At 56.4% G+C, this 26,321-nt stretch carries 20 protein-coding genes and 2 pseudogenes; 10 read left to right on the forward strand and 12 right to left on the reverse strand.

Annotated elements, in window-relative coordinates; genetic code table 11:
- Positions 1 to 91 precede the first annotated feature (91 nt).
- Both AC2FJZ_RS10340 and AC2FJZ_RS10345 read right to left on the reverse strand, forming a co-directional pair.
- A complete protein-coding gene (locus AC2FJZ_RS10340; protein WP_496777410.1) occupies positions 92 to 2,152 on the reverse strand; it encodes an adenylate/guanylate cyclase domain-containing protein in 2,061 nt (686 codons plus the stop codon).
- Positions 2,153 to 2,473: 321 nt separating this feature from the next.
- A pseudogene (locus AC2FJZ_RS10345) lies at positions 2,474 to 3,033 on the reverse strand (IS6 family transposase); the annotation flags it as partial.
- A gap of 191 nt (positions 3,034 to 3,224) precedes the next feature.
- Here AC2FJZ_RS10345 and AC2FJZ_RS10350 point away from each other — a divergent pair.
- Both AC2FJZ_RS10350 and AC2FJZ_RS10355 read left to right on the forward strand, forming a co-directional pair.
- Entirely contained in the window at positions 3,225 to 4,412 is a 1,188-nt protein-coding gene (locus AC2FJZ_RS10350) for a YbfB/YjiJ family MFS transporter (RefSeq protein WP_496777412.1), read from the forward strand.
- Between the two features lie 301 nt (positions 4,413 to 4,713).
- Positions 4,714 to 4,911 (forward strand): annotated as a pseudogene (locus AC2FJZ_RS10355) (IS6 family transposase); the annotation flags it as partial.
- Positions 4,912 to 5,124: 213 nt separating this feature from the next.
- Here AC2FJZ_RS10355 and AC2FJZ_RS10360 read toward each other — a convergent pair.
- From AC2FJZ_RS10360 to AC2FJZ_RS10390, 7 genes are all read right to left on the reverse strand, one after another.
- Entirely contained in the window at positions 5,125 to 5,469 is a 345-nt protein-coding gene (locus tag AC2FJZ_RS10360; protein ID WP_496673249.1) for a RidA family protein, read from the reverse strand.
- Positions 5,470 to 5,484: 15 nt separating this feature from the next.
- Positions 5,485 to 6,600: an NAD(P)/FAD-dependent oxidoreductase gene (locus tag AC2FJZ_RS10365; RefSeq protein ID WP_496777414.1), complete on the reverse strand. Its 1,116-nt coding sequence runs from the start codon at positions 6,598 to 6,600 to the stop codon at positions 5,485 to 5,487.
- Positions 6,597 to 7,994, reverse strand: coding sequence for an FAD-dependent oxidoreductase (locus tag AC2FJZ_RS10370; protein ID WP_496777415.1), 1,398 nt, complete (start codon positions 7,992 to 7,994; stop codon positions 6,597 to 6,599). Before AC2FJZ_RS10370 ends, AC2FJZ_RS10365 begins: the two co-directional genes overlap by 4 nt.
- On the reverse strand, positions 7,981 to 8,292 hold the full coding sequence (locus AC2FJZ_RS10375; protein WP_496777417.1) for a (2Fe-2S)-binding protein: 312 nt from the start codon (positions 8,290 to 8,292) through the stop codon (positions 7,981 to 7,983). The genes AC2FJZ_RS10370 and AC2FJZ_RS10375 overlap by 14 nt, the downstream gene beginning before the upstream one ends.
- Before the next feature lie 65 nt (positions 8,293 to 8,357).
- Positions 8,358 to 9,350 (reverse strand): TRAP transporter substrate-binding protein DctP, encoded by a 993-nt coding sequence (gene dctP, locus AC2FJZ_RS10380; RefSeq protein ID WP_496777419.1) that lies wholly within the window; start codon positions 9,348 to 9,350, stop codon positions 8,358 to 8,360.
- Positions 9,351 to 9,386: 36 nt separating this feature from the next.
- Positions 9,387 to 10,685, reverse strand: coding sequence for a TRAP transporter large permease (locus tag AC2FJZ_RS10385; RefSeq protein WP_496777421.1), 1,299 nt, complete (start codon positions 10,683 to 10,685; stop codon positions 9,387 to 9,389).
- Positions 10,682 to 11,176: a TRAP transporter small permease gene (locus AC2FJZ_RS10390; protein ID WP_496673232.1), complete on the reverse strand. Its 495-nt coding sequence runs from the start codon at positions 11,174 to 11,176 to the stop codon at positions 10,682 to 10,684. Before AC2FJZ_RS10390 ends, AC2FJZ_RS10385 begins: the two co-directional genes overlap by 4 nt.
- A 145-nt stretch (positions 11,177 to 11,321) precedes the next feature.
- Between AC2FJZ_RS10390 and AC2FJZ_RS10395 the strand changes: the two genes are divergently transcribed.
- Complete coding sequence (locus tag AC2FJZ_RS10395) at positions 11,322 to 12,236, forward strand: LysR family transcriptional regulator (protein WP_496673229.1); 915 nt, start codon at positions 11,322 to 11,324, stop codon at positions 12,234 to 12,236.
- Positions 12,237 to 12,975: 739 nt separating this feature from the next.
- On the opposite strand, the gene AC2FJZ_RS10400 is transcribed toward AC2FJZ_RS10395, so the two are convergent.
- The gene (locus AC2FJZ_RS10400) at positions 12,976 to 14,085 is read right to left on the reverse strand and encodes a ParB/RepB/Spo0J family partition protein (RefSeq protein WP_496777423.1); all 1,110 of its coding nucleotides are present in this window, start codon (positions 14,083 to 14,085) and stop codon (positions 12,976 to 12,978) included.
- A complete protein-coding gene (locus AC2FJZ_RS10405; RefSeq protein ID WP_050604413.1) occupies positions 14,082 to 15,389 on the reverse strand; it encodes an AAA family ATPase in 1,308 nt (435 codons plus the stop codon). Before AC2FJZ_RS10405 ends, AC2FJZ_RS10400 begins: the two co-directional genes overlap by 4 nt.
- Positions 15,390 to 15,857: 468 nt before the next feature.
- Here AC2FJZ_RS10405 and AC2FJZ_RS10410 point away from each other — a divergent pair, with 468 nt between their 5' ends.
- A complete protein-coding gene (locus tag AC2FJZ_RS10410) occupies positions 15,858 to 16,541 on the forward strand; it encodes a DnaA N-terminal domain-containing protein (protein WP_496777425.1) in 684 nt (227 codons plus the stop codon).
- 35 nt (positions 16,542 to 16,576) lie between these two features.
- Here AC2FJZ_RS10410 and AC2FJZ_RS10415 read toward each other — a convergent pair whose 3' ends face one another.
- Positions 16,577 to 17,473 carry a LysR substrate-binding domain-containing protein gene (locus AC2FJZ_RS10415; protein WP_496777426.1) on the reverse strand — a complete coding sequence of 299 codons (897 nt, stop codon included), beginning with the start codon at positions 17,471 to 17,473 and terminating at the stop codon, positions 16,577 to 16,579.
- A 229-nt stretch (positions 17,474 to 17,702) separates the two neighbouring features.
- Here AC2FJZ_RS10415 and AC2FJZ_RS10420 point away from each other — a divergent pair, with 229 nt between their 5' ends.
- The 6 genes from AC2FJZ_RS10420 to AC2FJZ_RS10445 all read left to right on the forward strand — a co-directional run bounded on the left by AC2FJZ_RS10420 (position 17,703) and on the right by AC2FJZ_RS10445 (position 26,308).
- Positions 17,703 to 20,156 carry a GcvT family protein gene (locus tag AC2FJZ_RS10420; protein ID WP_496777428.1) on the forward strand — a complete coding sequence of 818 codons (2,454 nt, stop codon included), beginning with the start codon at positions 17,703 to 17,705 and terminating at the stop codon, positions 20,154 to 20,156.
- 14 nt (positions 20,157 to 20,170) lie between these two features.
- Positions 20,171 to 21,691, forward strand: coding sequence for a trimethylamine methyltransferase family protein (locus tag AC2FJZ_RS10425; RefSeq protein WP_496777430.1), 1,521 nt, complete (start codon positions 20,171 to 20,173; stop codon positions 21,689 to 21,691).
- A gap of 56 nt (positions 21,692 to 21,747) precedes the next feature.
- Positions 21,748 to 22,761, forward strand: a complete 1,014-nt coding sequence (locus AC2FJZ_RS10430) for an Ldh family oxidoreductase (protein WP_496673208.1) — start codon at positions 21,748 to 21,750, stop codon at positions 22,759 to 22,761.
- A 12-nt stretch (positions 22,762 to 22,773) separates the two neighbouring features.
- A complete protein-coding gene (locus AC2FJZ_RS10435) occupies positions 22,774 to 24,015 on the forward strand; it encodes an NAD(P)/FAD-dependent oxidoreductase (protein WP_496777431.1) in 1,242 nt (413 codons plus the stop codon).
- 410 nt (positions 24,016 to 24,425) lie between these two features.
- Entirely contained in the window at positions 24,426 to 25,385 is a 960-nt protein-coding gene (locus AC2FJZ_RS10440) for a dihydrodipicolinate synthase family protein (RefSeq protein ID WP_496777433.1), read from the forward strand.
- Entirely contained in the window at positions 25,376 to 26,308 is a 933-nt protein-coding gene (locus AC2FJZ_RS10445; RefSeq protein WP_496777435.1) for a 4-hydroxyproline epimerase, read from the forward strand. The genes AC2FJZ_RS10440 and AC2FJZ_RS10445 overlap by 10 nt, the downstream gene beginning before the upstream one ends.
- The last annotated feature ends 13 nt before the right edge of the window (positions 26,309 to 26,321 follow it).

Here is a 26,321-nt window from a genome sequence, read left to right on the forward strand (position 1 = left end):
TCGCATATGCGAAGGGCCAAGCGCGCAATCAGCAGGTATCATTTCTGCGAAGGGCCCCAAGACCAAAGCGCCTATACTTGATCGGATGTAACTACTTCTTCTTACTGGTACTTGTAAAAGCGCGCCAGTCTTCCAGTGGTGGCGTATCCAATAGAGTTTGGGCGCGGGAGATCATGGCGACTGAGGCAGGATCTCCATTTCGTGCGTGGTCAGCAGTCTCAAATGCAGCAACTGCCTTGTCGAACCGCCCTGCCCGATAGTGTGCAAGGCCCTGTTCATAGGCCTCTATCCAAGTAGATGATCCGTCAAACCCATCCGCCATTGAGATCAGTTCGTAAACCACCAGCTCTTCGATACGTCCAAATACCTTAAGGGTATCCAGCTCGCGCACTATAATTTTGTCACCCGCCTGGTGTCTTGTTTCTGGGCCGATCAGGATTAACGTACCATACTCCTTATTGGCCCCCTCCAACCGGCTGGCAACGTTCACCACATCGCCAATTGCCGTGTAATTCAAACGCTGCTCCGATCCGATGTTTCCGACCAATGCCTCGCCGCTGTTCAGCCCAATTCTGACGCGTAAAGGGTTGCCGGCGTCATCCTCAATTCCGGATTTTTCCAAGGCAGCGACAAGGTCCAGTGCAGCGCGACAGGCGTTTTCTGCGTGGTTGACATCCTTGCGCGGCGCCCCCCAGAACGCCATCACAGCATCACCCATGAATTTGTCGATAGTCCCACCGTTGTGAGTTATGGCCGCTGAGGCCGCGCTGAAGAAGGGTTCCATCAGTTGGACGATTTTGGGCCCAAGTTTCTCAGATAAGCCAGTGAAACCCCTAACATCACAAAACAGCACGGAGATTTGCTTGATGTCTCCGCCAGGCTGCAGCTTGATGCCCTCAGCAACCAGCATGCGCACGAGATCGGTGGGAACGTACTTTCGGAATGCGGACAGGCCAGCTGCCATGCTGGCGGTTGCCGCAGAGAGATTGGCAAGCTCAGACAATTTTGAGGGTCTGCGCGAAATGCGTTCGACGTCAAAGCGTTCAATTTTGCCAAGGTCTTCGGCGATACGCGCTAACGGATTTGCGACAACACTTCGGATCAGCCAGATCGCCAGTCCGGTTGCGACAACGACTACAACGACCAGAACATAGATCAGGTTTATCAGTGTTTCGTCGATCCCCGAAAGAAAAGCCGATTCTGGAATGACCGTGGCAACACGCCAGCCATAGAATCCCAACGGCGTCAGTGCCACTGCGTAGGGCACGCCGTCGATGACGACGCGTTTCGTCAAACTCCCGGGGGCATTCGCTCCGGACTCACCCAATAGCCTTTCCCCCGAGATCATAGCGACTTCATACAGCTCACCTTCGCCCATACGCGCCGGATTGACCTCATCAGCTTCAGCATCGGGTACCGCAATGACTTTTCCATCAGCGTTCAGAATAAATGCCGCACCAAATTCGCCGGGCGCAAGCGTGGCAAGAAAGCGTGAAAGCCGGTCTGTTTCGATCGCAACGGCGAGAACACCTTGCCGCTGTCGGTTGACGTCAATCGGACCAACAAAAGCATAGATGGTTTTGTCACTCTCCGGGAGGTCGCGCGCTTCAATCCACCCTGCGGAATTAAGGCCCATGAAATTTTCAAACCAAGCATGATCCCGCGGGTCATAAGACGTTTCCGTAAACGTCCGCTCTTCGAACTGAATGTCGCCCGGAATGAATATGTAGCGGTCCCTCCGCAGCATCCGGTCACGAATGTCCTTGTCGATTTCAATCATCTCAAGTCCACCGTCACCTAGACGGTGTGACGCGAAAAAGTTTCCATCCGGCCAGCCGAAGAACATCCACGAGATATTCGGTTGCGCCTGCAATTGTGACAAAAAGACAAACTCTCGCTTGTCGGCCTGTCGCGTCGCGACAACGTTTTGGACAAAGATCGTTCGCACGGCTGCCCAGGCGGCCTCGGCCGACTCGAGCGTCACACCAACTTCGATACGCACGGTGTTTGCAATCTGACTGTTGATTTCTGCTGCGAGCATGCGGCTATTATCGCGCGCTGTTGCCCACCATAGAGAATGGACAATAAACGTCGACACGCCGATAGACACGGCAACCAGAATTGAGACAGCGACGCCTACGCTAATTCGCATAAAAATCCTGCTTTCAAAGACATGTGCTTCAGTATTGATTTGGGAGAACGAGAAGAGCAAAGTTTTCTTAGAGCCAGTCCCGAAATCTCACGTAACTGTTAGGTGCAAGCCAAGGACTGTGTTGAAGCGGACACCCGAACATTATCCGCAGTACCTGACCTTTGCAATTTTTTCAGACACTTCACGCAGGTGGACTTGCGGCCCAAAGCAGCTGTCCACCGATAGCACAAGATGCTGCGATTGCATTCCGCATTGCTGCCGTTCGTGCAGCGCGCAGCATTTGTCTAGAGTCGGATGACCGGACCGCGGACAAAGCCTTCATCCAACTTGAGGACTGTACGGTGTTGTCCGCGCCCGCTTTCGAAATGAGAGATGGCTGTCTTCTGCACAGTTGTTCAGCCGCTTGTGCGACAAATGATCCAGGCCTGACGCAACCTCCCGCTTGGCAGCACCATACGACCGCAGTTTGTCCGTGATGATCCGCTTTGGAATAAACCAAGTCGCTTTATCAGGTTACGCAACAGCCGTTTTGCGGCCCGTTTGTCCCGTTTCGGTTGGAGTATTTCGTCCAGCACGACGCCATGCTGATCGGCCGCTCGCCAAAGCCAATACTTGCGACCAGAGATTTTCACAACATCGTCATCGAGATGCCAGACATCGCCTGGACGGCCCTGCCGCAGTCGCAAGTTTCGAGCAATCTGCGGTCCGAACTTGATCACCTAACGTGGGATCGTTTCGTAAGAAACGTCGATACCACGTTGCAGCAGCATCTCTTCAACTTCGCGGAGGCTCAAATTGAAGCGGACGCACAGCCACACCGCGTGGGCGAAGATATGAGGAGGAAATCGGTGGCGCTTGTAGCTGATCGACGATGAATTCATCGATGTCACCTACTTCCAAATCCAAATATGAGCAATCGAACGACGGTTAACGTGACAACACCCCAAAACTTGTTGAATATATGCAGTCTTAAGTTGCCCAAGCCAAACCAAAAAACATCAGTGCCGGGTCTGATGGGATTGCACGGCCAGTCACCTTGAGGCACGGTGTTGTCCTACCTGGAAGGATTTTCATGACCGCTGCAAAACCTGCCAACCCCTGGTTCATTTTGCTGGGCCTTGCGCTTGGTGTCAGCATCTCCAATGCCTTTGGTCGATTTGCTTACGGTCTTATTCTGCCATCTATGAAAAGTAGTCTCGGCTGGAGCCTTACTCAATCGGGTTGGCTGAATACGGCTAATTCGATCGGCTATATAATGGGTTCAATTCTAACACTTTTCCTGATCCGGCATATTTCTCCGTCGCGACTATTCGCGGGTGGTACCGTGGCCACCGCACTGTGTCTTCTGCTGACTGGATTTGATGAGAGCCTCGTATTTCAAACTGCCTGTCGTACTTTGGTGGGATTGTTCGGCGCTCTTTCCTTTGTGTCTGGCGGCGTTCTGGCGGCATCACTGTTCCAGAATTGCGCCCGAAGGAATGCACTGGCCATCGCCTTGTACTTTGGCGGCGGCGGAGGATTGGGTATCGCGCTATGCGGCGCAACCCTTCCGACCATGCTGGACGTTTTCGGCCCCAAATCCTGGGACTGGGCGTGGATCGGACTTGGGTTGGCAGCTCTCGCCATTTGCCCATTTTCGATTTGGGCTTCCAGAACGTTGAACGAAACCAAGCATGACGCCGCGCTTCCTTCCATTCCTCCGGTGCGCAAGATGCTTGGCGAACTTGGTGGGTACGCACTGTTTGGAATGGGGTATATCGTGTACGTCACTTTCATTTCTGTCTGGATGAAAGAGCAGCATTCCAGCGCCCTTTTGACCGCCGCGACGTGGATGGTCCTTGGATTCAGTATTATGGCATCTCCCTTTATCTGGCGAGGCGTACTGGCCCGCTTTGCGTCTGGAACGCCATTGGCGCTGATCCTGATCGGAGTTGCACTTGGTTCAGCTCTGCCAATCCTCGTTCCAAATGGATATGGGTTGATTATGTCGGCATTCGTGTTTGGGTTATCGGTCTTTATGCCGCCCACTGCTGTAACCAGCTTTGTCCGCCAGAACGTGGGCCAACAGGACTGGGGTGCAACCATTAGCTTTTTTACAATTGTTTTCGCCGTCTCACAGGCACTGGGACCTATTGGGGCCGGCGTCATCGGCGACATAACCGGAGAAATAGGAGACAGCCTGATCGTGGCATCTGCCGTCCTGCTTGTGGGCGCTCTTTGTGCTGCTGTACAAAAACCGCTCAGGCCAGGGGTGGCGTAGTCGTCGTAATCAGAACCAGGCTGAGATACCGCGTTTCATTCCCCGCAGAAGGCCCAGTGGGAAACGCCGGGAGGAAATGGTTGGACCCTCTCGTTCTGAGTGTCGGCCTTCAATTCTTGCTTGAACAATACTTACGGTCGCCGTGCCCTGAATATCATCATTGAACGTGCATAGCTGATCGCGATATTGCACAAGCAATGGTGCCGCATGGGCTCTGTCGCAAACTTTGGTCAGTAGGCTGCACCTCTGGGTGCTTTGATCCAATTGGTTGTTGGTCTGCGACGATGTTTAGGAGTGTCCGGTGATCGATTTAGAAGGTGCGCACTACCCACAATCGGTGATCCTGTTCGCTGTCTATTTCTATGCTCGATACAGCGTCTCGTACCGCGACCTGGAAGAGATTATGGCGGAACGTGGTGTGTCGGTCGATCATGTGACGCTGAACCGCTGGGTTGCGAAGTACTCACCCGCAGCCGCTCGCGAGGCACAGAAACGGAAAGCTTCGAACCACGCCAAAGTTTGCGGCAGAGCCAAACCGCGTGCAAGATCACTTCTTTCGGATAATGCGCGCGCCTAAATGAGATCGTCACTGTCTGCTCCTGTTAAATTCGAGCATACGCTACCAAAACTACGATCGACCTGACAGGTAGGGAAAAAGATTGCGACAGAACCTTTGCTCTTATCAAGAACTGGAGCGAACGGATGGTCCGACTCAATCGCATGCTGCCGTTACAATCATCTCGACCTTCAACACGTCGCGCGCCAGTCTGGCTTCGCCACACGCACGAGCCGGCGCATGTCCTTCCGACACCCAGGCATCCCAAACTTCATTCATCTCGGCGAAATCCGCCATGTCGGCCAGCCAGATCACGCATTGCAGCATCCGGGTTTTATCGCTTCCTGCCTTGGCAAGAAGATCCTCAACTTTAGCGAGAATGTCACGTGTCTGGTCAGCGACCTTGGCTGCATCCGAAGTTTGCCCACACAGATAAGCAGTGCCGTTGTGCTTGACGATCCGACTCATGCGCTGGCCGGTTTCGATTCGAGTAATCGTCATGTTGGAAGTCTCCTGTTAGAGGACCTTGCGGTCAAAGCGATCGATACGGAATGGCGATAAATTGAAACGGCTACGCCTGCCGGTGACCAAATCGGCCAGGACCTGACCGACCACGGGGGCCATCTGAAAACCGTGCGCCGAAAAGCCGAATGCGTGAAAGGCACGGGGAGCATTCACAGCCGGACCAAGGACTGGCAGATTGTCTGGCATGTATGCCTCAAGCCCCGCCCACATCCGGTTGATGCTGGCCTTGTGCATGATCGGAAAGAACTCTGCTGTGGTCCGGCAGGCGGCAGCAAGTTTCGAATAATCCAACCGGGTACGATTGTTGGCGCGATCTGCAAAACCTTTGGCGCCGCCGCCGATCAGGACTGTGCCATTCTCGAATTGCTTAAAACTGAGCTGGCGACTGACCGCACCAACAACCGGCTTGGCGAAATGCGGCATCCGGGCCGTGATCATCAGCATCGGCGCCGCGTGGCTGAGCGGCACGTTGTCTCCGATCATTAACGCGATCCGGTCCGCCCAGGCACCCGCACAATTGACGACGGTTTCGGCCTCGTAGCGGTGTTGCCGGCCTTGCGCCAGCCATACATTTCCGATCCGTCTGAGCCCCAGAACCTCTTCGCCTTCAATCACTTGTGCGCCTAAGTCTTCAGCCGCTTTGTGAAATGCCGCCGTGGCCTTATAAGGGATCGCATAACCATCCAAATCCGAGATCACGCCGCCCACACAATCGGGATTTACATGTGGCAGACGATCCATCAATTCGGACCGGTCAATAATACGCTCGTGCGTGTATCCCGCCGCGCGCATCTTGTCCTCACGCACCTGTAGCGCGCCCAGATCCGCATCATCCACAGCAATATTGATCAGGGAATGACGACGAAAACCCGTGTCGTGCCCTAAGTCGTCATCCAGAGTCTGCCACATCTCCATTGATGTTTTAGACAGCGGCACTTCGGCCATATCGCGCCCCAAAAGACGCACGCCGCCAGCGTTGACACCCGATGCATGACGCCCGGCATAGTCTTTCTCGACCACGATCACGGATACTCCCTGACGCGCCAGATGGAATGCCGTGGCGCAGCCCTGTATCCCGCCGCCGATGACCAAAACATCCGCCTTCATTCTGCAGCTTCCGCCTGTACTGTGTGATACCGACTTAATTCGTCCAGCGTCAGCAAGCGCTGAGGGCTGCGCAACCGATAGTAACCAACCGTTTCGGGGTGCTCATTGCGCCACTGCGCCAACAGTCCGGCCACCACATGGCCGCATTGCCGACCCTGACATGGACCCATTCCGCACCGCGTCAGGGCCTTCAGGGTGTTCGGGTCCTGAGCACCCTGGTCGAACCCTTTACGCAAATCGTCCAGAGACTGCTCTTCGCAACGGCAGACTAGTGTTTCCGGGTCATGCGGCAGTCGCAATGCATCGGTCGGGCGATAGAGACAATCAATGAAACGTCGAAACGATTTTAGTGACGATAAAACGGACAGATCTTTAACCGCCTTTTGATCTCGCTCGGCCCGCGAAAGATGGCCAAGACGGCGCAAAATATTCAGTGCAGCCAGACGACCCTCGGCACATGCGCCATCGGCACCGACAATGCCTGCACCATCGCCGGCCACTGACACGTGCTCAATCGAACTTTGCCCGAAATCATCCACTGAAACCTGCCAACACATCTGTTCGGAATTCCACTGGTGATCCAGATCCATCGCCCGCGTCATGTTCAGATTGGGTTGCACACCGTGGTGCAGAAATACAGTGTCGGCGGTGATTTCGTGCTGCCTGCCTGCCGCAACGAACCTGAGCCCTTCAGCCTTATTGTCACCGACCACCTTCAACCGCTCGGCGACGGAGTGGATCGCAACACCTGAAGTGCGGATCTCTCGCAGCAATGCCAGGCCTTTGCGCAATTGACCTGCGTGTCGTAGTGCCCGGAGCAGATGCGGCGCAGCATCAAGGTAGTGCTGCCGAGGCGTGGTATCGACCAATGCCGTCACCGGCACTCCTAGGAGCAGATACTGTGCCACGATCAGATAGAGCAACGGGCCTGAACCCGCGAAGATGGCACCCTCGGCCACGATTGCATCTGATTTCAGCATCATCTGTGCCGCTCCGGCGGTCATGACGCCGGGCAAAGTCCACCCGGGGATCGGCATCGGTCGTTCCATCGCTCCGGGACACAACAGCATTTCTCGGCAGCGCAATTCTTGTGTGTTGCCTTCGTGAGAAAACAGGATGCGTCCGTCATCGCCCAAATGCCAAGCATCCGCGCCGGTGAAATGTGTCAGGTTGGCCTGTTCGAACTCGGAAATCAGGGCCGCTCCGGCGGCATAGTCCGCGCCGAGGGCGGCGACATCCGGAACCGGGCTGTTTGCGGCCGAACGGTATATCTGCCCGCCTGCCCTTGGCGCGCGATCCAGAACAGCCACCTGAACGCCTGCCCGCGCCAGTTCTATGGCGGCGCACATACCTGCCGGACCTGCGCCGACAATCGCACAGTCAAAGGCCTGCATCGTCCGCCTCTGACTCTTCTGTAATACGCTGAGTGGTGACGTTCATACCCTCAGACACTCGCCTCAGGCAGGCCTGTTGGTTCGGAAGACCGTCGATCTCCACCATGCATTCGAAACAGACGCCCATCGCGCAATACGCGCTGCGTGCATCGCCTGACAGTGCCGCTTTCCGGGTTTCGACCTGACCGTTTACCGCCATGGCGGACCACACGGTCTGACCCTCGCGCGCGCCGACTTCCCAACCATTTATGGTCAGCGTCACCTGGTCACGGTCGTCATACTGCAAGGATCTGAACATTAGAGCATCTCCGTCGAAAAGCAGGGCAAGGCGCAGGGAGGAGCACGCCTTGCCCAGGTTCAGGGTTATTCGCCGATCTTATCGAGAATCCCCTGCCCCCATTCTTGACCAACGTCCTGCAGGACCTGCGGCCAGACCTGAGCGCGCACATGGGCTGCAGTGGCGGCAAGCTCTTCGTCGGTCAGCGAAACGATCGTGGCCCCGTTGTCGGCCAGCTTTTGCTCAAACGTGCTCTGATCAGCTTCGGCAGTTTCCCAGCGCTTGACCTCGAACTCCATCGCTGCCGTTTCCAGCGCTGCGCGATCTTCGTCGCTCATGTCAGCCAACGTGCCCGAGTTGATGATCATGTACCAAACTTCAAAATGCGTATTGACTGGAACATAAGCCGTGGTCACATCGCGGAACGAGGCATAGTACCCCTCGGCACCCGATCCGACGACACCGTCAACCACACCAGTCTGCACCGCTGTAAACGCTTCCGAAAACGGGATAGGCGACGAGATATAGCCCAATGCGTCGGCGGTCAGCTGAAAGCTTTTGATGCCCGGCACGCGGACCTTGATGCCCTTGGCTGAGGTTGGATCGCCTGGGTTCAAAGCGTCGGTGTTCAGTGCCACGCCGCCGAAGTATACCGGATAGGCTGCCAGCATGGTGATGTCCTGCTTGGCATAGAGATCTTTCATCGCGCCGTGGATTGCACCGCCCGGTCCGTAGATCTTTTTTGCCTCTTCCCAGTTCGCCGCCACATAGGGAAACGCCGAGATTTGCATGCGGCGATCAACGGCCGTGGCTGCGGGCTGAACGGCCATGTCGATGGCGCCAACTGAGATGCGCTCTTGCACCGAGGTATAGTCCCCCAGCGCCGAAGCTGGGAACAGGTTCAATTCAACCGAGCCATCCGTGACGGTCTTCAGCTCTTCTGCGAAGGCGCGCAACTCGTTGTCGATTGTTGCGCCCTGAGGACGGATATGGCTGATCTTCAGCGTATCCGCGGCAGCGATACCGGCGGTTGCCACAACGGCAGCGGCCATACAGGTGGATTTCAGAAAGTTCATCATGGATAAGTCTCCTCCGTGAGTGATGAAGTGGGTGGCTTAGTAGCCAAAGAAGCGGGGCAGCCACATCGACAGGTCCGGCCAGAAACTGGTCAGAAAGACGACAGGCAGATATCCCAGCAGGATCAGGGTCATGGCCGGGCGGATCACCTTTGTGACCGGCACCTGGCCGATGCGCGCACCCAGATACAGAATCGAGGCATAAGGGGGGGTCACACCTCCCATTGCGGTGTTGACGCCCATGATCGCGGCAAACTGGATCGGGCTGACCCCGATCGCCTGCATCAGCGGCAACAGCAGTGGCGCAATCAGGATAATGGCAGTGACGTCATTGACGACCATCCCTACCAGGAACAGCAGGATGTTGATCAGTACCAGCAGCAGTGCCTTGTTTTCGGTCACTGAAAAGATCGCCTGCACGATGGCTTGTGGAATGCTTTCCAGTACAAACATCTGAGACAGGATCATCGAGAAGAGGATCATCAGCATGATCGCCCCGACCGACGTGGCGGCCTCTCTACCCGCACCTAAGAAGGTGCGAACGTCCAGTCCTTTGTAGATCAGGAACCCGACCGGGATCGCATAGATCACCGCCACGGCGGCGGCCTCAGTCGGGGTCATGATGCCACCGTAAATGCCGCCCAGAATGATAACCGGCATCAGAAGGGCGGGCGTGGCCTTGAAACCGCGCTGGGTTGCCTCGGACATGAAGGCCGCGCCTTGGAGGGGTTCGTTCAGTTTCAAGGGGAACCTGCGGGCCATACGGATGTTGACCGCAGAAAAGCTGGCCATGATCAGCAGGCCGGGCCCAAGCGTCGCCAGAAAACAGGCCAGGATCGACGTATCTGTCACCCAGCCATAGACTATCATGGTGACCGAGGGTGGGATCAGCAGACCCAGAAGCGAAGCATTTGCGATCAGCGCCGTTGCGTATTCGCGAGGATAACCTTGCTTCTCCATCTCTGGGATCAGCAACGGACCAATCGCTGCGACACCGGTCAGGCCCGAGCCCGAGATCGCTCCGATAAGCGCGCAGGACACGGTGGCGACAACGCCCAGCCCGCCTCTAAGGTGGCCGATGAAGATATTGACAAAATTCAAAAGACTAGCCGCTATGCCGGATACGGACATGATCGTTCCGGCCAGAACAAACAGCGGAATGGCCAGCAGCACCGGGTTTCCAAGCTGCTGGAACCCCCACAGCATGTTGCCCTTCATGACCACGTCACCGGCGAAATACATCACCATCAGACCGGCACCGAAACAATAGGGCAGCGGAACGCCCAAAGTCAGCAGAATGACCAAAACCAGTACGGCAAAAAGCGCGATCTCGATCATTTTAGACCTCCTTCAACGGCGGGCTCAGGAATGGGGGAAAACAAGGCGCGCAGATGCATCAGCAGATGCCAGGCCGTGAAGATCATCATCAGGACCAACCCGACAAACAAAGCGACATCGACATAGAAAGTCGGCAGATACAGCGTCGGGCTTTCGCGCCAGACACGCATTGAGTATTTGGTGAAATCCCATGCCCAGGTTGTCAGCCAGATACCAACGATCAAGCTGATGACCTCACCTATGACCGCAAGAACCTGATGCTGACGTTCGGTAGACAGAAAGATTTCCAGCACATTGGCGCGAATATGTGTGTTTTCACGCGAAGCGTTGACCGCCCCCAACATGTATAGCCACAGGGTGGGATAAAGCAGGCTCTCTTCCAGCCCCATAACCGGAATTTCCAGCACATAGCGCGTGATCACCTGCACGAATTGCCCAAGAGCAACCAGGCAGATCAGCACTGTCAGCAGGACACTTGCAAAGCGCGTCATTTTCCCCTCCCACATGACGAATGCAGGCGGTGCATTCGTGGTGAGGAAGATCACGAGCTTGGGGCATTAAGTCAAAACGATTAAATTGATTGTTGAATAAAGTTTCTTTATGACTTGTCCAAAAATTGAGGATTAACAACAGCGCATGAATCTCAGTTTTCGCCAATTGCAGGCTTTTCGCGAAGTCATGCGGACAGGTTCCGTGTCTGAAGCCGCCCGAATCCTCGGACGGACCCAACCTGCCGTCAGCGCGCTGATTGCCAATCTCGAGGCCGAGTTGGACATCGCCCTGTTCCGCCGGCAACGCGGTAAAATGGCCCCTACCCCCGAAGCCCAGTACTTCATCACCGAGGCTGAAGCAGTTCTGGATCGGCTGTCGCTTTCAACCCGGACAATGCGCGAGATTGGGGCCCTGACAAAGGGGCGCCTGAACATAGCATGCATGCCGGCGGCCAGCAGTCTTTTGATGCCGCAGCTTCTGAGCGAATTCCTGTTGGACAAACCAGATGTACGCGCTTCTTTGATGATGCGTGCGTCACCAGTGATCGAGGAATGGGTTGCCTCTCAGCAATATGACATCGGATTAGGCGAAACCCCGAAACCCACAGCGGCGATTGATACCGTCGATTTCGACATGAGATGCGTGTGCGCGATCCCAAAGGGCGATCCACTGGCCGAGTTGGACGCAGTCGAAGCCGGTCATCTGTCGGGCCAACCAATGGCCGGGCTGCAAGAAGGACATCCTAACCTGGTCGCGACCCAGAGGGCATTCGAGAGTCAAAAAGCCCGGTTCGAACAACGGTTCGAACTTAGGACTTTCAACCCGGCATTGACCCTTGTGGAAAAAGGGCTTTGTTACTGTATCTGCGACCCGATTACTGCTGCTGGATACGTCAACATGCGGCCCGAGCCCAGGCCCGTCGTCTTCCGGGCGTTTCGTCCCCATGTCGTTCTAAACGTTTCAATCATGCAACCCGCGCATCGCCCCCCGTCGGCCCTGGCAAGTGAATTTGTCCAGCAGTTGGGGGCCGCTCTGGAGCGTATCAACAGACAGTTCTGAAAGGTGGTTCTGTTGCACTCTTTTGAGAACGATGACGTGTTTAGGCGAACGCAGTGGAGTTATGAGGCCAGTTCTGCGAATTGCTGAAACAACTCAACAGGCTCAAATCTTTGCAACAGAACCCCACGTCGGAACCTGCGGGCCCTTCAATCCAGACAAAATGTTTGCGACACATCCAAGTGAATTGTATTTAATGGTCATTTCTTAGGATTTTTGCACACTTGTTCAGATATAGTCTTACGGTGATTTTTATGCCAATTCCGCGAATCCGCCCCGCAAGCCAAATGCGCTCGAATATGCAAGACAAAATATTCCCGCCCTGCCCTGCTGGCATTCTCCGCTCAAAGAAAATCCGCGAGCCGCGTTGTAGGCCTGAAGAAGGTAAGACGCAGCGCATAGCACCTTCTCGAATGACATGTTTGGGTCTCGCAAGAGTACTCTTCAAAGAAAAATCCGCGCAGATGTCTGAACACTTCGCAATTCACTGATGCGGACCCACGCCATCGGGGCCTTCGAGAATTGGCCTGTGAACACGCGATAGTTTTCATGCTCTCTGTTCAAATGCGGAGCATCTCAAAAGGACCACGCGGCCTCAATGAACCGCGTCAGAGATGGCGTCAACAGACGGCATCTTTATTGACCACGCGGTGCGGAGTGAGAATGTGAATTTCAACGTCGGGAATAAGAACGGGCGCGGATTTGCTATCCGCGCCCGTTCAAATATCCTGTCAAAAAAACCTTACCCGTGGGTAAGATCATCTTCCTCGGGCAGAGCATCAATAAACGCTGCAATCGCCTCTTCCAACGTGTTCCGATCAACCCGGGTAAAGTCGAGATCGTACCTCAGATCAAGCCGCCCGCTTGAAGCCGAGCATTTTGCGATCCCTGCCCTTCCGGACACCTGAAACGTTGTCTTTGCCCGGCGTGGCTTGCTGCCAGCATCTGAAGCGGCTTTTTTGGGAACCCTGCTCTCTTGTTCGTTCAGATAAGATCTGAGGATCTCAACTTCCCGGCCACCATTTCGATCCGGCTCACTCATCAGAGTATCACTTACCTGCCGCACTAGACCAGGCGTCGCGTCGAACTTACGCTTCAATTCCACACCAACGTTACGCGGAATGTTATTGGGATGCATCAACACCTTGTCCAGCATCATCAGCAAACTGGCAAAAGACCGAATATAGCTGCGCTTGGTGTAACTGGCCGACTTGAACAACGTTGAAACCGCCTTGTCCACATCCGGGCAATCATTTGCCGGATCGTCCGCATAAGCCCGCGCCAGAGCACCCATTTCCGCGAAAGAGATATCCTTACGGATCAGGTTTTCATCCACCATGCGACGATAGCTGTTGTCGAGATCACTGGACTCGGAAATACCTGCCGGGATTCTGGCGTATGCCTCTTCTCCGGTTTCTTCATACAACGCCTGATAAGCCGACAAACGTCGCATACCTTGAATCAGTTCAAACCGGCCGTCCGCTCGACGCTCAAGCCGGATTGGGTTGGACAACCCGATTTCCCGAATGGATGCTTTGAGCTCATCCAATTCAGGATCCGGTCCTGGCTTGCGATCCCGCGTCAGTTTTTCAGACAGAACATCTGCTAAAGCTACGTGTTCCGTCACCAATCCCTCGCTCCGCAATCGAACCAGTTCATGCGCAAGGCGGTCGTTTTCTGCCCGAATGGTTTGCTCAGTCGATTGTTGATCCCGGAGCGCATCAGCGTTTTCAGAAATTGCGGCCGCCATCGGGCCGCGCCGTTTCTCAAGGACCTTGTCCGGAACTTTGCCGACAGGAATGTCGTCCATTGCCGGTATGTCGATATCGAACATTCTGCGCTTGCGGCTCATGCGTCATCCTCCAGCTTGTCCCAGGCCGACAGCATGACGTCCCGGAATTCCTCATATACATTGTCAAAAGTCGAACGGGCGCGGCGCCAGGTTTCCCGCGTCATTTCACGATAATCCATTTCGTAAACTGAACTGAGGAAGCGTCCGGACTGTTCAACTGCGCGGGTCATCTCAACCGGATGCTCTGCGACGTGCGCGCCAAAGACTTTCTTGAACGCCTCAAACATCGCGAAGTGCAGCGCGTTGCCGGGCTCGTAGCGCGTCAGCAAGAACCTCAACTCGCAAAATGTCTTTGGCAGCCCAATCTTACCCGTGGGTAAGGTTTTATCGAAACCGTAAGCAAGATCCTCCAACGCTTCGGCCAGCTGACCAATAAAGGACGTGGTGGAATCGTATTCCCAATATCCGGGGCCTGACGGGACATAAAGCATGTCGGCGGCAAACACCGCATTCATGGACTGATACCCAATGGCCGGAGGACAATCGAAAATGATCAGGTCATAAGCATCATCCGGAATTTGATCCAGATACCGGGACACGGCCGCAAAAAACGACCACTCGGGGTTAAGGTGTCGATACTGCGCCGAGGCAAATTCGACGAAGGCTGCGTTGGCACAAGACGGAATGGCATCAATGGTCGACCACGACGTCTTTTTGATGAAGTCGCCAATTCGAAGATCACCCAGACCCATATCCGTAATTGCAGGCGGCAATTCCCGGTGGGGCAGGGCGGTTCCTGATTGGGCGGCTACGGACCGATTGTTCATACGTTCCGTTTCGCGGATAAGATCGCGCGCCATAATCCCCCAGACCGTGTAATCCTCGGTTACGTCTGTCAAACCCATCGAATGGCTCAGCGTCGCCTGAGGGTCAAAATCCACCACCAGGACGCGATACCCATCCAGAGCAGAAGCATGCGCAAGATGCAGCGCCACGGTCGATTTACCGGCCCCACCTTTGAAATTGGCGACAGCAGCGCGAATGGCGCGCTTGCCCTCGGGGCGCGGGGGCATCAGGGATTTTCGATTCACCTTGAGGCGTCGACGCAGCTCGTTCACCTCTTCCAGGCTGAACCACCGCTGACGTCCGTCGGGCTCCACCTCTCCGCCCGGCAAAGACGGATCTGCCGCCAGCTTGCCGCGAAAGGTCGACTGGTTGACCCGGAAGATCAGCTCGGACACCTCCCAGCTGGAAAATCGGCGGAGGGTCTTCTCCATCTCTGGACTAAAGGTCTGCTGGCGAATCCAACCCTGCAGCTTGAGGGATTGGTTGCGCAATGCATTCAGGTCTTCGTGCGTGTACATGCCTCAGGTCTCTTTGTTTGGAACGTTAAATTCTGTTCGTTTCTTATTTACGACCGATTTGCACTTTACGCAAAAGAAAATATGATGAAACTGTAATCTTACCCACGGGTAAGAAAACAAGGCGTTGAGGGGTCAAAATCGATTCGGGTGCATGGCTGCGCCGCCCAGCGAATCTTATACCCCCTGGCCCCGGCATTTAGGGGGGCAGGTAGGGCAGGAAACCTACATATAGGGGGACATAAGGGCCCAATAAGGGGACAAATAGGATGTCCCCCATCACCAGTAATTCACCAGATTCTTTTTCATTTATTGATTTTTGGGTCAGCAATTTTCGCCCGGATTCAGACTCTTCTTGACAGAATCGAAGGTTTGGACGCTAATTAGGCCAAGATGACGAAAAGCGTTGGCAAACGGCGCGAACACGGCGGGGCTAACCCGTCTGAGGCAGATAGAGCGGTGAGAACGGGTATGCAGCTGGCGAAACCGGTCGGGCGGAATGCGGCGGCCATAAAATACGATATACTCTCTGCGCTAACCGTTCACGCGTTGTCCGGAGACAAACATCGACAACGCAGTATTCTGCGCATCATTGCCTTGATTACGACTCGGTATAACTGGCGGAGCAATGAATTGTCGATTGGGCGTGAGGAAATTGCACGCCTGTGGACAGTGAATGAACGGACAGTAAAGCGCGAAATGTCTAAATTTCGCGCATTAGGGTGGATAGCGGTCAAAAGACCTGCAGCTCGTGGACGAGTTGCTGTTTATGAAATTGATCTCAAGCAGATCATGATCGACACACAGGACATCTGGCCGGTCATTGGATCCGATTTTCTTGCACGCATGTCGGAAGTGCCTGAGCCGGAAACAAACATCGTGCCATTCACCGCGAAACCCGGTCCCAGTGTTTCTGACGAGGCGGATGCGTGGACACAGGTGCAATCAATTCTGCATGGGCGTGATCCAGAACTGTGGGCCAGCTGGTTTCAGCATCTGTCCGAAACCGATCGGGCAGGGGGCTCTGTCACCTTGATGGCGCCGTCGCGGTTCATGGCTGATTATATCTCGCAAAAGTGGAGCCAACGCTTGCTTGCAGCCTATAGCCGGGTTGATCCCAGTATTAGAACGGTTCGTGTGGAATCCGCCGAGTAGATGGGGCGCTCTGCAAGATCTGCGCGTCTACTGTATCATTCGGCCCCGGGTTCGGAATCTTCGGCCAGCCATCTGTAAACCAAAGCCGCGCGATCCGAAGAGCTGTTGTGAAGCACCACGTAAAAATCCAGCGGAGCCGATAATGTCTGCGGCAAGAGCTTGCACAGTTTTCCCGTACGGACCAATCCGGCCGTCAATCCTTCCCATCCCAAAACAGCCCCCATGTCATCCTGCGCGGCTTGCAGGGCGATGGTGTAATTGTTTACTCTGTGCCCGGATTTAAGCGACCCCGAATAGCCCAAGCCGGTGGCCCATTCCTGCCAGCCGGTCCAGCCGGTGCCCGGCGCGTCCAGGTGGATCAGGGGAACGCTGGCCAGATCCTGTAACTGTTCGATTTTATTTTGGCGGACAAACTGCGGGCTGGCCAAGGCCATGATCCGATCTCGGAACAGAACATGACACGTGCCGCGTTCCCGAGAGGCATCACCATAGCGGATACTGATATCACATTTTTGCGTGTCGTATCCCAGATCGGTGACGACCTGCGTGACAGAGATATGCCCGTAACTCTTCCAGAACCGCGCCAGGCGCGGAGTCAGCCACAGCGAACTGACGGCTGTACTGGATCGAATCGTGACGCCAGAGCGATCATATTGCGACCGCAACTGCCTGAGCGCTTCGCTGATCCCTTCAAACCCGCGTTGCAGAGAGACCAGCAAATAGGCGCCGCTTTCGGTGAGTTCGACCCCTCGGTGGTGGCGGTGGAACAACGCGCAATTGAGTTCGACCTCCAACGCTTTGACCTGATGGCTGATGGCCGCGGGGGTAACGTTCAGTTCGCTTGCGGCCTGTTTGAAGCTGACATGTCGGGCCGCGGCCTCGAAACTGATCAGTGAGCTGAGCGGTGGAAGTTCATATGGGCCAATGGGCAAGGTAGTCTGACCTGTATCTGGTGGTTTTAAGTTATTTTCGCTTTCTCAGGATTATTGGCATTAGCTGAATTTGCCCAGAGTGAATATTTTTGCAATTGCGATCTTGGCCCATGAGCGCAAGGATTTGCCCAAAGCAGCGCGTTTTGCGCAGAGTTCCGGTCAAATCGAGTGTCCGCCCCGCGGAACAACGTTGGCCGGGATTTAGGCGCAGCGGAAGAGGAGAATTCAAATGCAGTCACATGCCGAAGTTGTTGTTGTGGGGGGCGGCTGTGTCGGGGCCTCGATCCTGTACGGCCTGACCGAAAATGGGTGCACCGATGCCGTGATGCTGGAGCGGACGACGTTGACCTCGGGCTCAACCTGGCACGCGGCGGGTCTGCTGGTGACTTTTGTACGCTCGCACAACGTGTCGAAGATGACGATGGAAACCATTCGCATCTATTCTGAAGTCGAGGAAAAGATGGGCAGCTCGGTCGGTCTGCGCAAAGTCGGCCAGCTGCGCGTTGCAAACACCGAAAAACGCTGGGACGAGTTCCAGTCGTATATCTCGATTGCCGAAGCCGCCGGCGTGCCATGCAAGCTGCTGACCCCGGAACAGGTTGCCGAGGTTCACCCGCTGCTGAACCAGTCTGAAGATATCCGGGGCGGTATTCTGCATACCGAAGACGGCTATGTGAACCCAGCTGACATCACCATGGCGCTGGCGAAACTGGCGCGTGACGCAGGGGCCAAAGTTTATCAGAACACCGAAGCGCAATCTTATGAAAAGCTGGAGAACGGGCTTTGGAAAGTGACAACCGACAAGGGTGAGATCACCTGTAAGCATCTGATCTTTGCCACCGGCAACTATGCACGCGAAAACGCGCGGCGGGTGGGGCTGGATCTGCCCTGTATTCCAATCGTGCACCAGTACTGGACGACCGAGACCGTACCGCTGCTGAAGGAACGGCGCGCACAGGGCCTGCCGGAGTTCCCGATCCTGCGGGATGAGGATTATGGCGCTTATCTGCGCGAGGATGTGGGGGGCATTCAGTTTGGTCCCTATGAATTCACCAAAGACCTCAAGCTGTTTGCCGAGGACCGCGTACCGCCTGATTTCGGGGCCGACCTGCTACCCGAGGATTTCGATGCGGTAGAAACCCAGTGGGAACGCGCCATCGAACGGGTGCCGACCTTGGGCGAGGTTGGTATCAAGGCCAACACCCGCGGTCCGTTTCAGATGACCCCGGACGAGCTGCCACTGGCCGGCCCTGCGCCGGGACACGAAAACCTGTGGCTGGCCGAGGGGATGCCGGGCGGTATTCTGTGGGGTGGCACAGTCGGCAATCGCCTGGCGAAATGGATCGTGAATGGCGATCCGGGTATAGACATGTCCGAACTCGACCCGCGCCGCTTTTCGGACTACGCCTCGAAACGCTGGACCATGGACAAGGTGCGCGAGACCTGGGGCACCCACATGGACGCGCATATTCCAGGCGAGGACTTCCCGGACGCGCGCCCGATGAAAACTGTGGGATCTTATGATCTGCTAACCGCGCATGGTGCGGTCTGGACCAGCTTCAACGGGTATGAGTTCCCCCGCTGGTTCGCCAAATCGCCTGAAGAGGCGATCCCGGAGCACTCTTTCCGGCGCACCAACCATATGGAACTGGTGCAGGCTGAGGTGCGCACAACCCGCGAAGAGGCAGGGTTTATCGAAATGTCGCCGATGACCAAGTTCACCGTGCGCGGTCCCGGTGCCGCGAAATGGCTGGACGGTCTGATGGCCAACAAGCTGCCCAAAATTGGCCGCATGACCCTGTCGCTGATGTTGAACGACAAAGGCGGCATGGATGCTGAATACACCATCGTTCGGTATGCCGAGGATGATTTCTATCTGATCTCGACCCCGAATTGGCGGGCGTACAACTGGGACCAGTTGCAGCGCCTGATGCCCAAGGATGGCTCGGTCGTGATGGAGGATATCTCGGAACAGCTGGGCGTGATTGCTCTGGCCGGTCCAAAAGCACGCGAGATCCTGCAACCGCTGACCGACAACGACCTGTCGAACGAAGCCTTCCCGTGGTTGTCGGCGCAGATGGGTGAAGTAGGGTATGCCAAGGGCGTACATCTGCTGCGCGTCTCTTACACCGGCGAACTGGGTTGGGAATTGCACCACCCCGTCGGCTACAACCGCCATCTTGTCGATCTGCTTCTGAAGGCTGGGGTGAAGCCGTTTGGTCTGGAAGCGCTGGAGTCCATGCGGCTTGAGAAATCCTATCGCGCGATCAACCGCGAGATTTGCAAGGATATGACGCCGTACGAAACTGATCTGGGTCGCTTTGTTGCCATGACCGAAAAGGTCAATGGCGAGATGGTCGAGCGGGAGTTCATCGGCAAGGCTGCGCTGCAAAAGCAAAAGGAAGAGGGCGGTTACAGGAAGCTGGTGACACTGAAACTGCCGTTCTGCGAGACCTCGGTGATGTTTGATGAAGGTGTTTATGCCGATGGCAAGTTGATCGGGCGCGTCACCTCGGGCGGGTTCTCATATTACTGCAACCATGACATCGCGATGGCCCTGGTGACACAGGACATGACAACGCCGGGCACGAAAATGCAGGTGATGGTTCACAATGAAATGCGTGATGCCGAGGTGATTGACATTTGCGCCGTCGACCCCTCCAGCGCACGCGCGCGGGCCTGAGAAGGAGAGCTGAAATGGCACAAGCAAGAGGTCGGCCCGGCCGTGGCGGAGGGCGCGCAGCGCGCGTTCAGGCCCGCACCAACCCACCCCCCGTTTATCTGTCGACCCTGAACCGCAAGATTGGACCGATCGATCTGCTGGGCCCCGAAGGGGTCGAGCGTATCCACAATGCCGCCATGACCATTTTGGAAACCACCGGCATTGAATTCCGCGATCCGGTAGCATTGGCTGACTGGAAAAAATTCGGCGCGAACGTGCAGGGCGAACGCGTCCGTATCGGGCGCGATATGCTGATGGACCTGATTTCGTCGGTGCCGTCGGAATGGTCTTATGCGGCACGCAACCCAGAGAGGTCTTTGCGGGTGGGCAATGAGCATTCGGTGTTTGCCAACGCCTATGGCGCGCCATTTGTCTATGATCTGGACGGTGTGCGTCGTCCTTCGCAGCTGGAGGATGCACAGAACTTTTTCAAGATGAGCCAGATGAGCCAGTCGATGATGGTTCCGGGCATATTGCCGGTGGAACCGCAGGACGTTCCGGTTCCGCAGCGCCATCTTGAGCTTGTGCATGCCGCGCTGACTCTGACCGACAAGCCGATCAAGGGTTCGGTTTTGTCGGAACAGGCGGCGCGTGACTCGGTGGACATGACCCGGATCGTGTTTGGCGAAGAGTTTGTGGACAATAACGTGGTGATGGCCGCGCTGCTGAATTGCAACACGCCGCTGGTATGGGATGAGACCATGCTGGAAAGCCTGCGCGTTTACGCAGCAGCCAACCAGCCTTGCCTGCTGTCGCCCTTTGTACTGGCAGGGGCTTCGACCCCGGCCAGCCCGCAGGGGGGTGTGGCGCTGCTGATTGCGGAATCACTGGCGGGCATGGCTTACAGCCAGATCATCCGTCGGGGCGCGCCAATGGTTCTGGGCGTGGCGATCATGGGTGTGTCGATGAAAACGGGCGCGCCGATGATGGGGTCGCCTGAACCGGGTCTGATGAACCTGCTCGTGGGTCAGATGGCGCGGTTCTATCAGGTGCCGTGGCGGACCTGCACTATGTGGACCGGGTCAAAGTCGCCCGACATGCAAGCTGGTTTTGACACCGCCAACACGATGTGGCCGGTGCTGCTGGGCGGGGCGAACTATATCGTCCACTCGGCGGGTTTTCTGGAAGGGGCGTTGGGGGTCAGCTACTCGAAATGGGTGCAGGACACGATGCAGCTTGAAAACTTCCACCGCTTTTTCAGCGGGCTTCAAGACGAAAATCTGGACTCGTTGCTGGACGACATCGCCCGGATCGGCCCCGGAGGGCATTTCCTGGGTACGGACCACACGCGCGAAAACCCGATGCATATGAACTTCTTGCAAAACAATGACAGTTTTGAACAGTGGGAGGCAGAGGGATCGAAAACGGCCGAGATTGTTGGCAATGAAGCCGCGCGGCGGATGTTGGACAATTATGTGCGGCCTCCGATGCCTGACGATCAACGCGGCGCGCTGGACGAGTTTGTTGCCAAAAAGCGCCGGGAATACAGCAGTTAACCCCGACGTGGGCGCTGGCGCGCCCGGCTGCGCCACACAAGGACAGGATCACCTCGATGACGGAAATCTCGACGAAAACGCTCTCACTCGAAGAGGTCAGGGAATTGGCCAGATCGGTCCTTGTGGCGGCAGGCGTGGATGCGCGTGGCAGCGCCGTGCTGGCGGATATCGTCACCCGATCCGAACGGGACGGTCCCCGCAGTCATGGGCTGCGCATGTTGCCGGTTTATGTTCAAAGTTTCACCTCGGGATATGCCAATCCGGCGGCATCCCCCAAAGTCGAGCGTATCGCTCCCGGCGTTTTGCGCGGGGATGGCGACAACGGCTATTACCAGCTTGCAGCGGGCGCGGCACGGGACGAGCTGATTGCGATGGCGCATGAAAACGGCATTGCCTCGTTCACCTGTGCCAATTGCCACCACCTGGCAGCGTTGCGTTTTGACACCGAGCCGCTGGCCGAGGCGGGGCTGGTGGCGCTGGGTGTTGTGAACTCACTGTCGATGGTGGTGCCGCAGGGTGGTGTGCGCCCGGTTTTCGGGACCAACCCGATGTCTTTCGCCTGCCCGCGCGAAGGGGCCGAGCCGGTTGTTTGGGATCAGGCGTCCTCGATGGTCGCTCTGATGGATATTCGTATGGCGGCGGCAGAGGGGCACGATTTGCCGCGTCCGGCGGGCCTGGCCCCGGATGGTCAGCCCACTGCCGATCCAAATGCCATTCTGGAAACCCGCAGCCTGTTACCCTTTGGTGAGCATAAAGGGGCCGCGATTGCCTTTCTGATCGAGGTTCTGGGCGCAGCACTCGCCGGTGGAACGCTATCGGTGGACAATGCCAAACGGGTGGAGCATGGCGCCTTGAATATCAAAGGCGGGTCCACTCTGATCGCAATTGATCCCGCGCGCTTCGGGAACCCGGGTTTTGATGATTACGTCAAACGTATTTGTGCCGAAATCGAAGGCAACGGTACGGCCCGCGTTCCGGGTGACGGGCGGTTGAGAAACCGCGCTACTGCGCAGCAACAGGGCGTCGTTGTCAGCACGGAGTTGCTGTCGCAACTGCATGATTTGCAATAGGACCGCTTTTAGATGGCAAAGGTTGCGATTGTCGGCGGCGGTATTGTCGGTATTTCCTGTGCACTGGCGCTGCAGGCTGAGGGGCATCAGGTGACAGTGCTTGAGCCTAACACCGTCGGTGAGGGGGCCAGTTGGGCGTCATGCGGCTGCATAGCCGTAGGTGAAGTTGTTCCGCTGTCGCAGCCCGGAATGATGATGAAAGTGCCTGGGTGGTTGTTGGACAGTGAGGCACCTTTATCGTTGCGTCCAAGTTCAGCGTTGAAATTGTTGCCTTGGCTTGCGCGTTTCACAGCGAATGCCCGCCCATCAAAGATGCGTGCCATCGCGGCGGATCTTGCGCGGCTGACGTTCTCGGCCACTGCGGATTTCAAGGCTCAGTTGGGGGATATCGGTCATCCTGAAATGCTGGTGGAACGCCCCATCATCAAGCTGTTTGATGATGACTCTGACAAGGCGACCATGGGGGCTGCCTTTGATCTTGCACGCGAACTTGGGTGCACTATTGACGAAATTTCTGGTCACGAAGCCCATGAGCTTGACCCCGCCATAGCACCCGATTTCAAACATGCAGCGCTGTTGCGGGATTGGAGCTTTGTGACCGACCCCAAGCGCTTGGTCGAAGCCCTGCACCAGACGTTTTTTAAACGTGGCGGCATAGTCAAACGGGCAGGGGCCGCGGGGTTTGACCGCGAGGGCCGACAGGTGCGTTCAGTTAAGCTCACTGATGGAGCTGAGTTATCTGCTGATCATGTTGTCTTGGCCGCGGGAGCACGATCAAAAGGCTTGGCGCGTGATCTTGGTGTGCCAATCCGGCTGGAGGGCGTGGCAGGGTACTCAACCGCGTTGTCAGATCCAGGCGTGGAACTGAAACATACGATCTTCTACCCAAAGGGCGGGTTTGGCGTTACCCCTTATGACGGAGCCTTGGCCGTTGCCGGTACGATCGAGTTCGCCAGTTTGGATGCGGAGCCGAACTGGAATCGGGCCGACGTGCTTGTCCGACGGGCACATCGCGTCTTGCCTGGTCTGAAAACGGAAGCTGCCGAGCGTCGTATCGGGTACCGCCCCTTCACCCCGGACACCAGACCGATCATAGGACGCAGCGATCGTCTGGATAACGTCCATTTTGCCACTGGCCATGGTCAGCTGGGGCTGACATTGGCGGCCACTACGGCCCGGCTTGTGGCGGACGATATGGCGGGGCGACGCCGTCACATCGTTATTCAGGCTTTTTCACCCGACCGGTTTTCCTGATCTCGCATCGTACTGCGGTGATGCGTCCGTGACGCGTTTTGCAGGTGGAGATGCTTGGCCCTGATTGATGAAGCGCGGCGTATGCGGCGATAGTGTTTGTCGTACCAAATTGCGTCTTTGGGATGGGTATAACAAATTGCTGGATTTTGGATACAATATACGATACCCCATTATCAGAACACGATTCCAGGGGAACGCATGGTCAGAAAGCTGGCTGTCTTGATGGGTTTTTTTCCCATTGCGGCTGTTTCTGCGCAGTCGGATGCAAGTGGTGACGTCTTGTTCAGCGTCTCCTTGGATGTTTTCGGACCCACTTGTTCCGGTGGGTTCAACTTTGTCGAAATACGCCACCATGCGGGTTGTGCCGTGAACGCACGGGCCACCTGAAACAACGAGGAAGGTTATCAATAATGTCCCAGAATATCTTCACCGGCACCATGCCAGCCTTGATGACCCCATGCAAAGCCGACCGGACACCGGACTTCGATGCTTTGGTGAAAAAGGGCAAGGAAATGATCGAGGCAGGCATGTCTGCCGTGGTGTATTGCGGATCGATGGGTGACTGGCCGCTGCTGTCGGATGCTGAGCGGATGGAAGGCGTTGAACGTTTGGTCGACGCCGGCCTGCCCGTGGTCGTCGGCACCGGCGCCATCAACTCGAAATCTGCCGTGGCGCTGGCCGCGCACGCGCAGAAGGTGGGCGCGGCGGGGCTTATGGTCATCCCGCGCGTGCTGTCGCGCGGATCCTCTGTCGCGGCGCAGCGTAACCATTTCAAGGCGATCTTGTCCGCAGCGCCGGACATTCCGGCCATCATTTACAACAGCCCGGTCTATGGTTTTGCCACACGGGCCGAGCTGTTCTTTGCCCTGCGGGCCGAGCACCCCAATCTGGTGGGGTTCAAGGAATTCGGCGGCAAGGATGACCTGCGCTATGCTGCCGAGCATATCACCTCGCAAGACGATCAGGTCACGCTGATGGTGGGTGTGGACACCGAAGTCTATCACGGCTTTGTCAATTGTGGTGCTACGGGGTCGATCACCGGGATTGGAACGGCGCTGCCGAAAGAGGCGTTGCTATTGGCTGCTTTGTGCCAAAAAGCAGCGGCCGGACATGCCGAAGCCCGTCTGCGCGCGCGAGAGCTGGAAGAAGCCTTTGGTGTGTTGGCCAGCTTTGACGAGGGCACCGATTTGGTGCTGTACTACAAGCATCTGCTGGTTCTGAACGGGGAAGAGGAATACCGCCTGCATTTTGTTGAAACCGACGAATTGTCGGATGCGCAACGCAATTACTGCGAACAGCAATACAGCCTGTTCCGTACCTGGTTCGCCGACTGGTCCAGCCAGGGCGGAGTGATTGCTGAATGCATGTGATCGACAGCCATACCGGTGGGATGCCCACGCGTGTGATCCTGGATGGTGGCCCTAATCTGGGATCGGGGCCGCTGGCAGAACGTGCCCGCCTTCTGGCCACCGAGCATGAAGCGTTCTATAAATCGGTTCTGCTGGAACCGCGTGGACAGCCCGGCATGGTTGGTGCGCTTCTGGTGCCTTCTGAAGACCCGGACTGCGAAACCGGGGTGATCTATTTCGATGCCGATGCCGTACTGGGCATGTGCGGACATGGCACCATCGGGCTGGGGGTGACGCTGGCGCATCTGGGCCGGATCGCACCGGGTGCACACCGGATCAAAACGCCTGCTGGCTTGATCTCGATCGATCTGCTGGACGCCAATACTGTACGCGTCACCAATATCGAAAGCCGCCGAGTACGGGCGTCGGTGTCGATTGAAGTTGCAGGCCATGGGCAGGTGACGGGTGATCTTGCTTATGGCGGGAATTGGTTCTTTATTGTCGACCCCAGCCCGATTGCGGTGGAGACCGGCAACATCCGCGCCCTGACAGATCTGACCATTGTTATCCGCGAAGCCTGTATCGCGCAGGGTTTGACCGGCGAGAACGGAGAAGACGTGGATCACGTGATCTTGCAGGGCGAATCCCCGTCGCAGGGCATTCACAGCCGCAACTTCGTGCTGTGCCCGGACGATGAATACGATCGATCCCCGTGTGGCACGGGCAGCTCGGCACGTCTGGCCTGTCTGGCGGCGGATGGGGTGCTGGCGCCGGGGGATGAGATCATACAGGAAAGTGTGATCGGCAGCCCCTATCGGCTGAGCTATCAACCCGGCCCAACTGGTGGGGTTATCCCGACCCTGACCGGTCAGGCGCATATTATGGCCGAGGGCAAATTGATTTTTGCGCAGAACGATCCGTTCCGCGGAGGGATCTACCTGTGACACACCAAAACCG

It is taken from the genome of Ruegeria sp. CDSA079 (assembly GCF_059612245.1).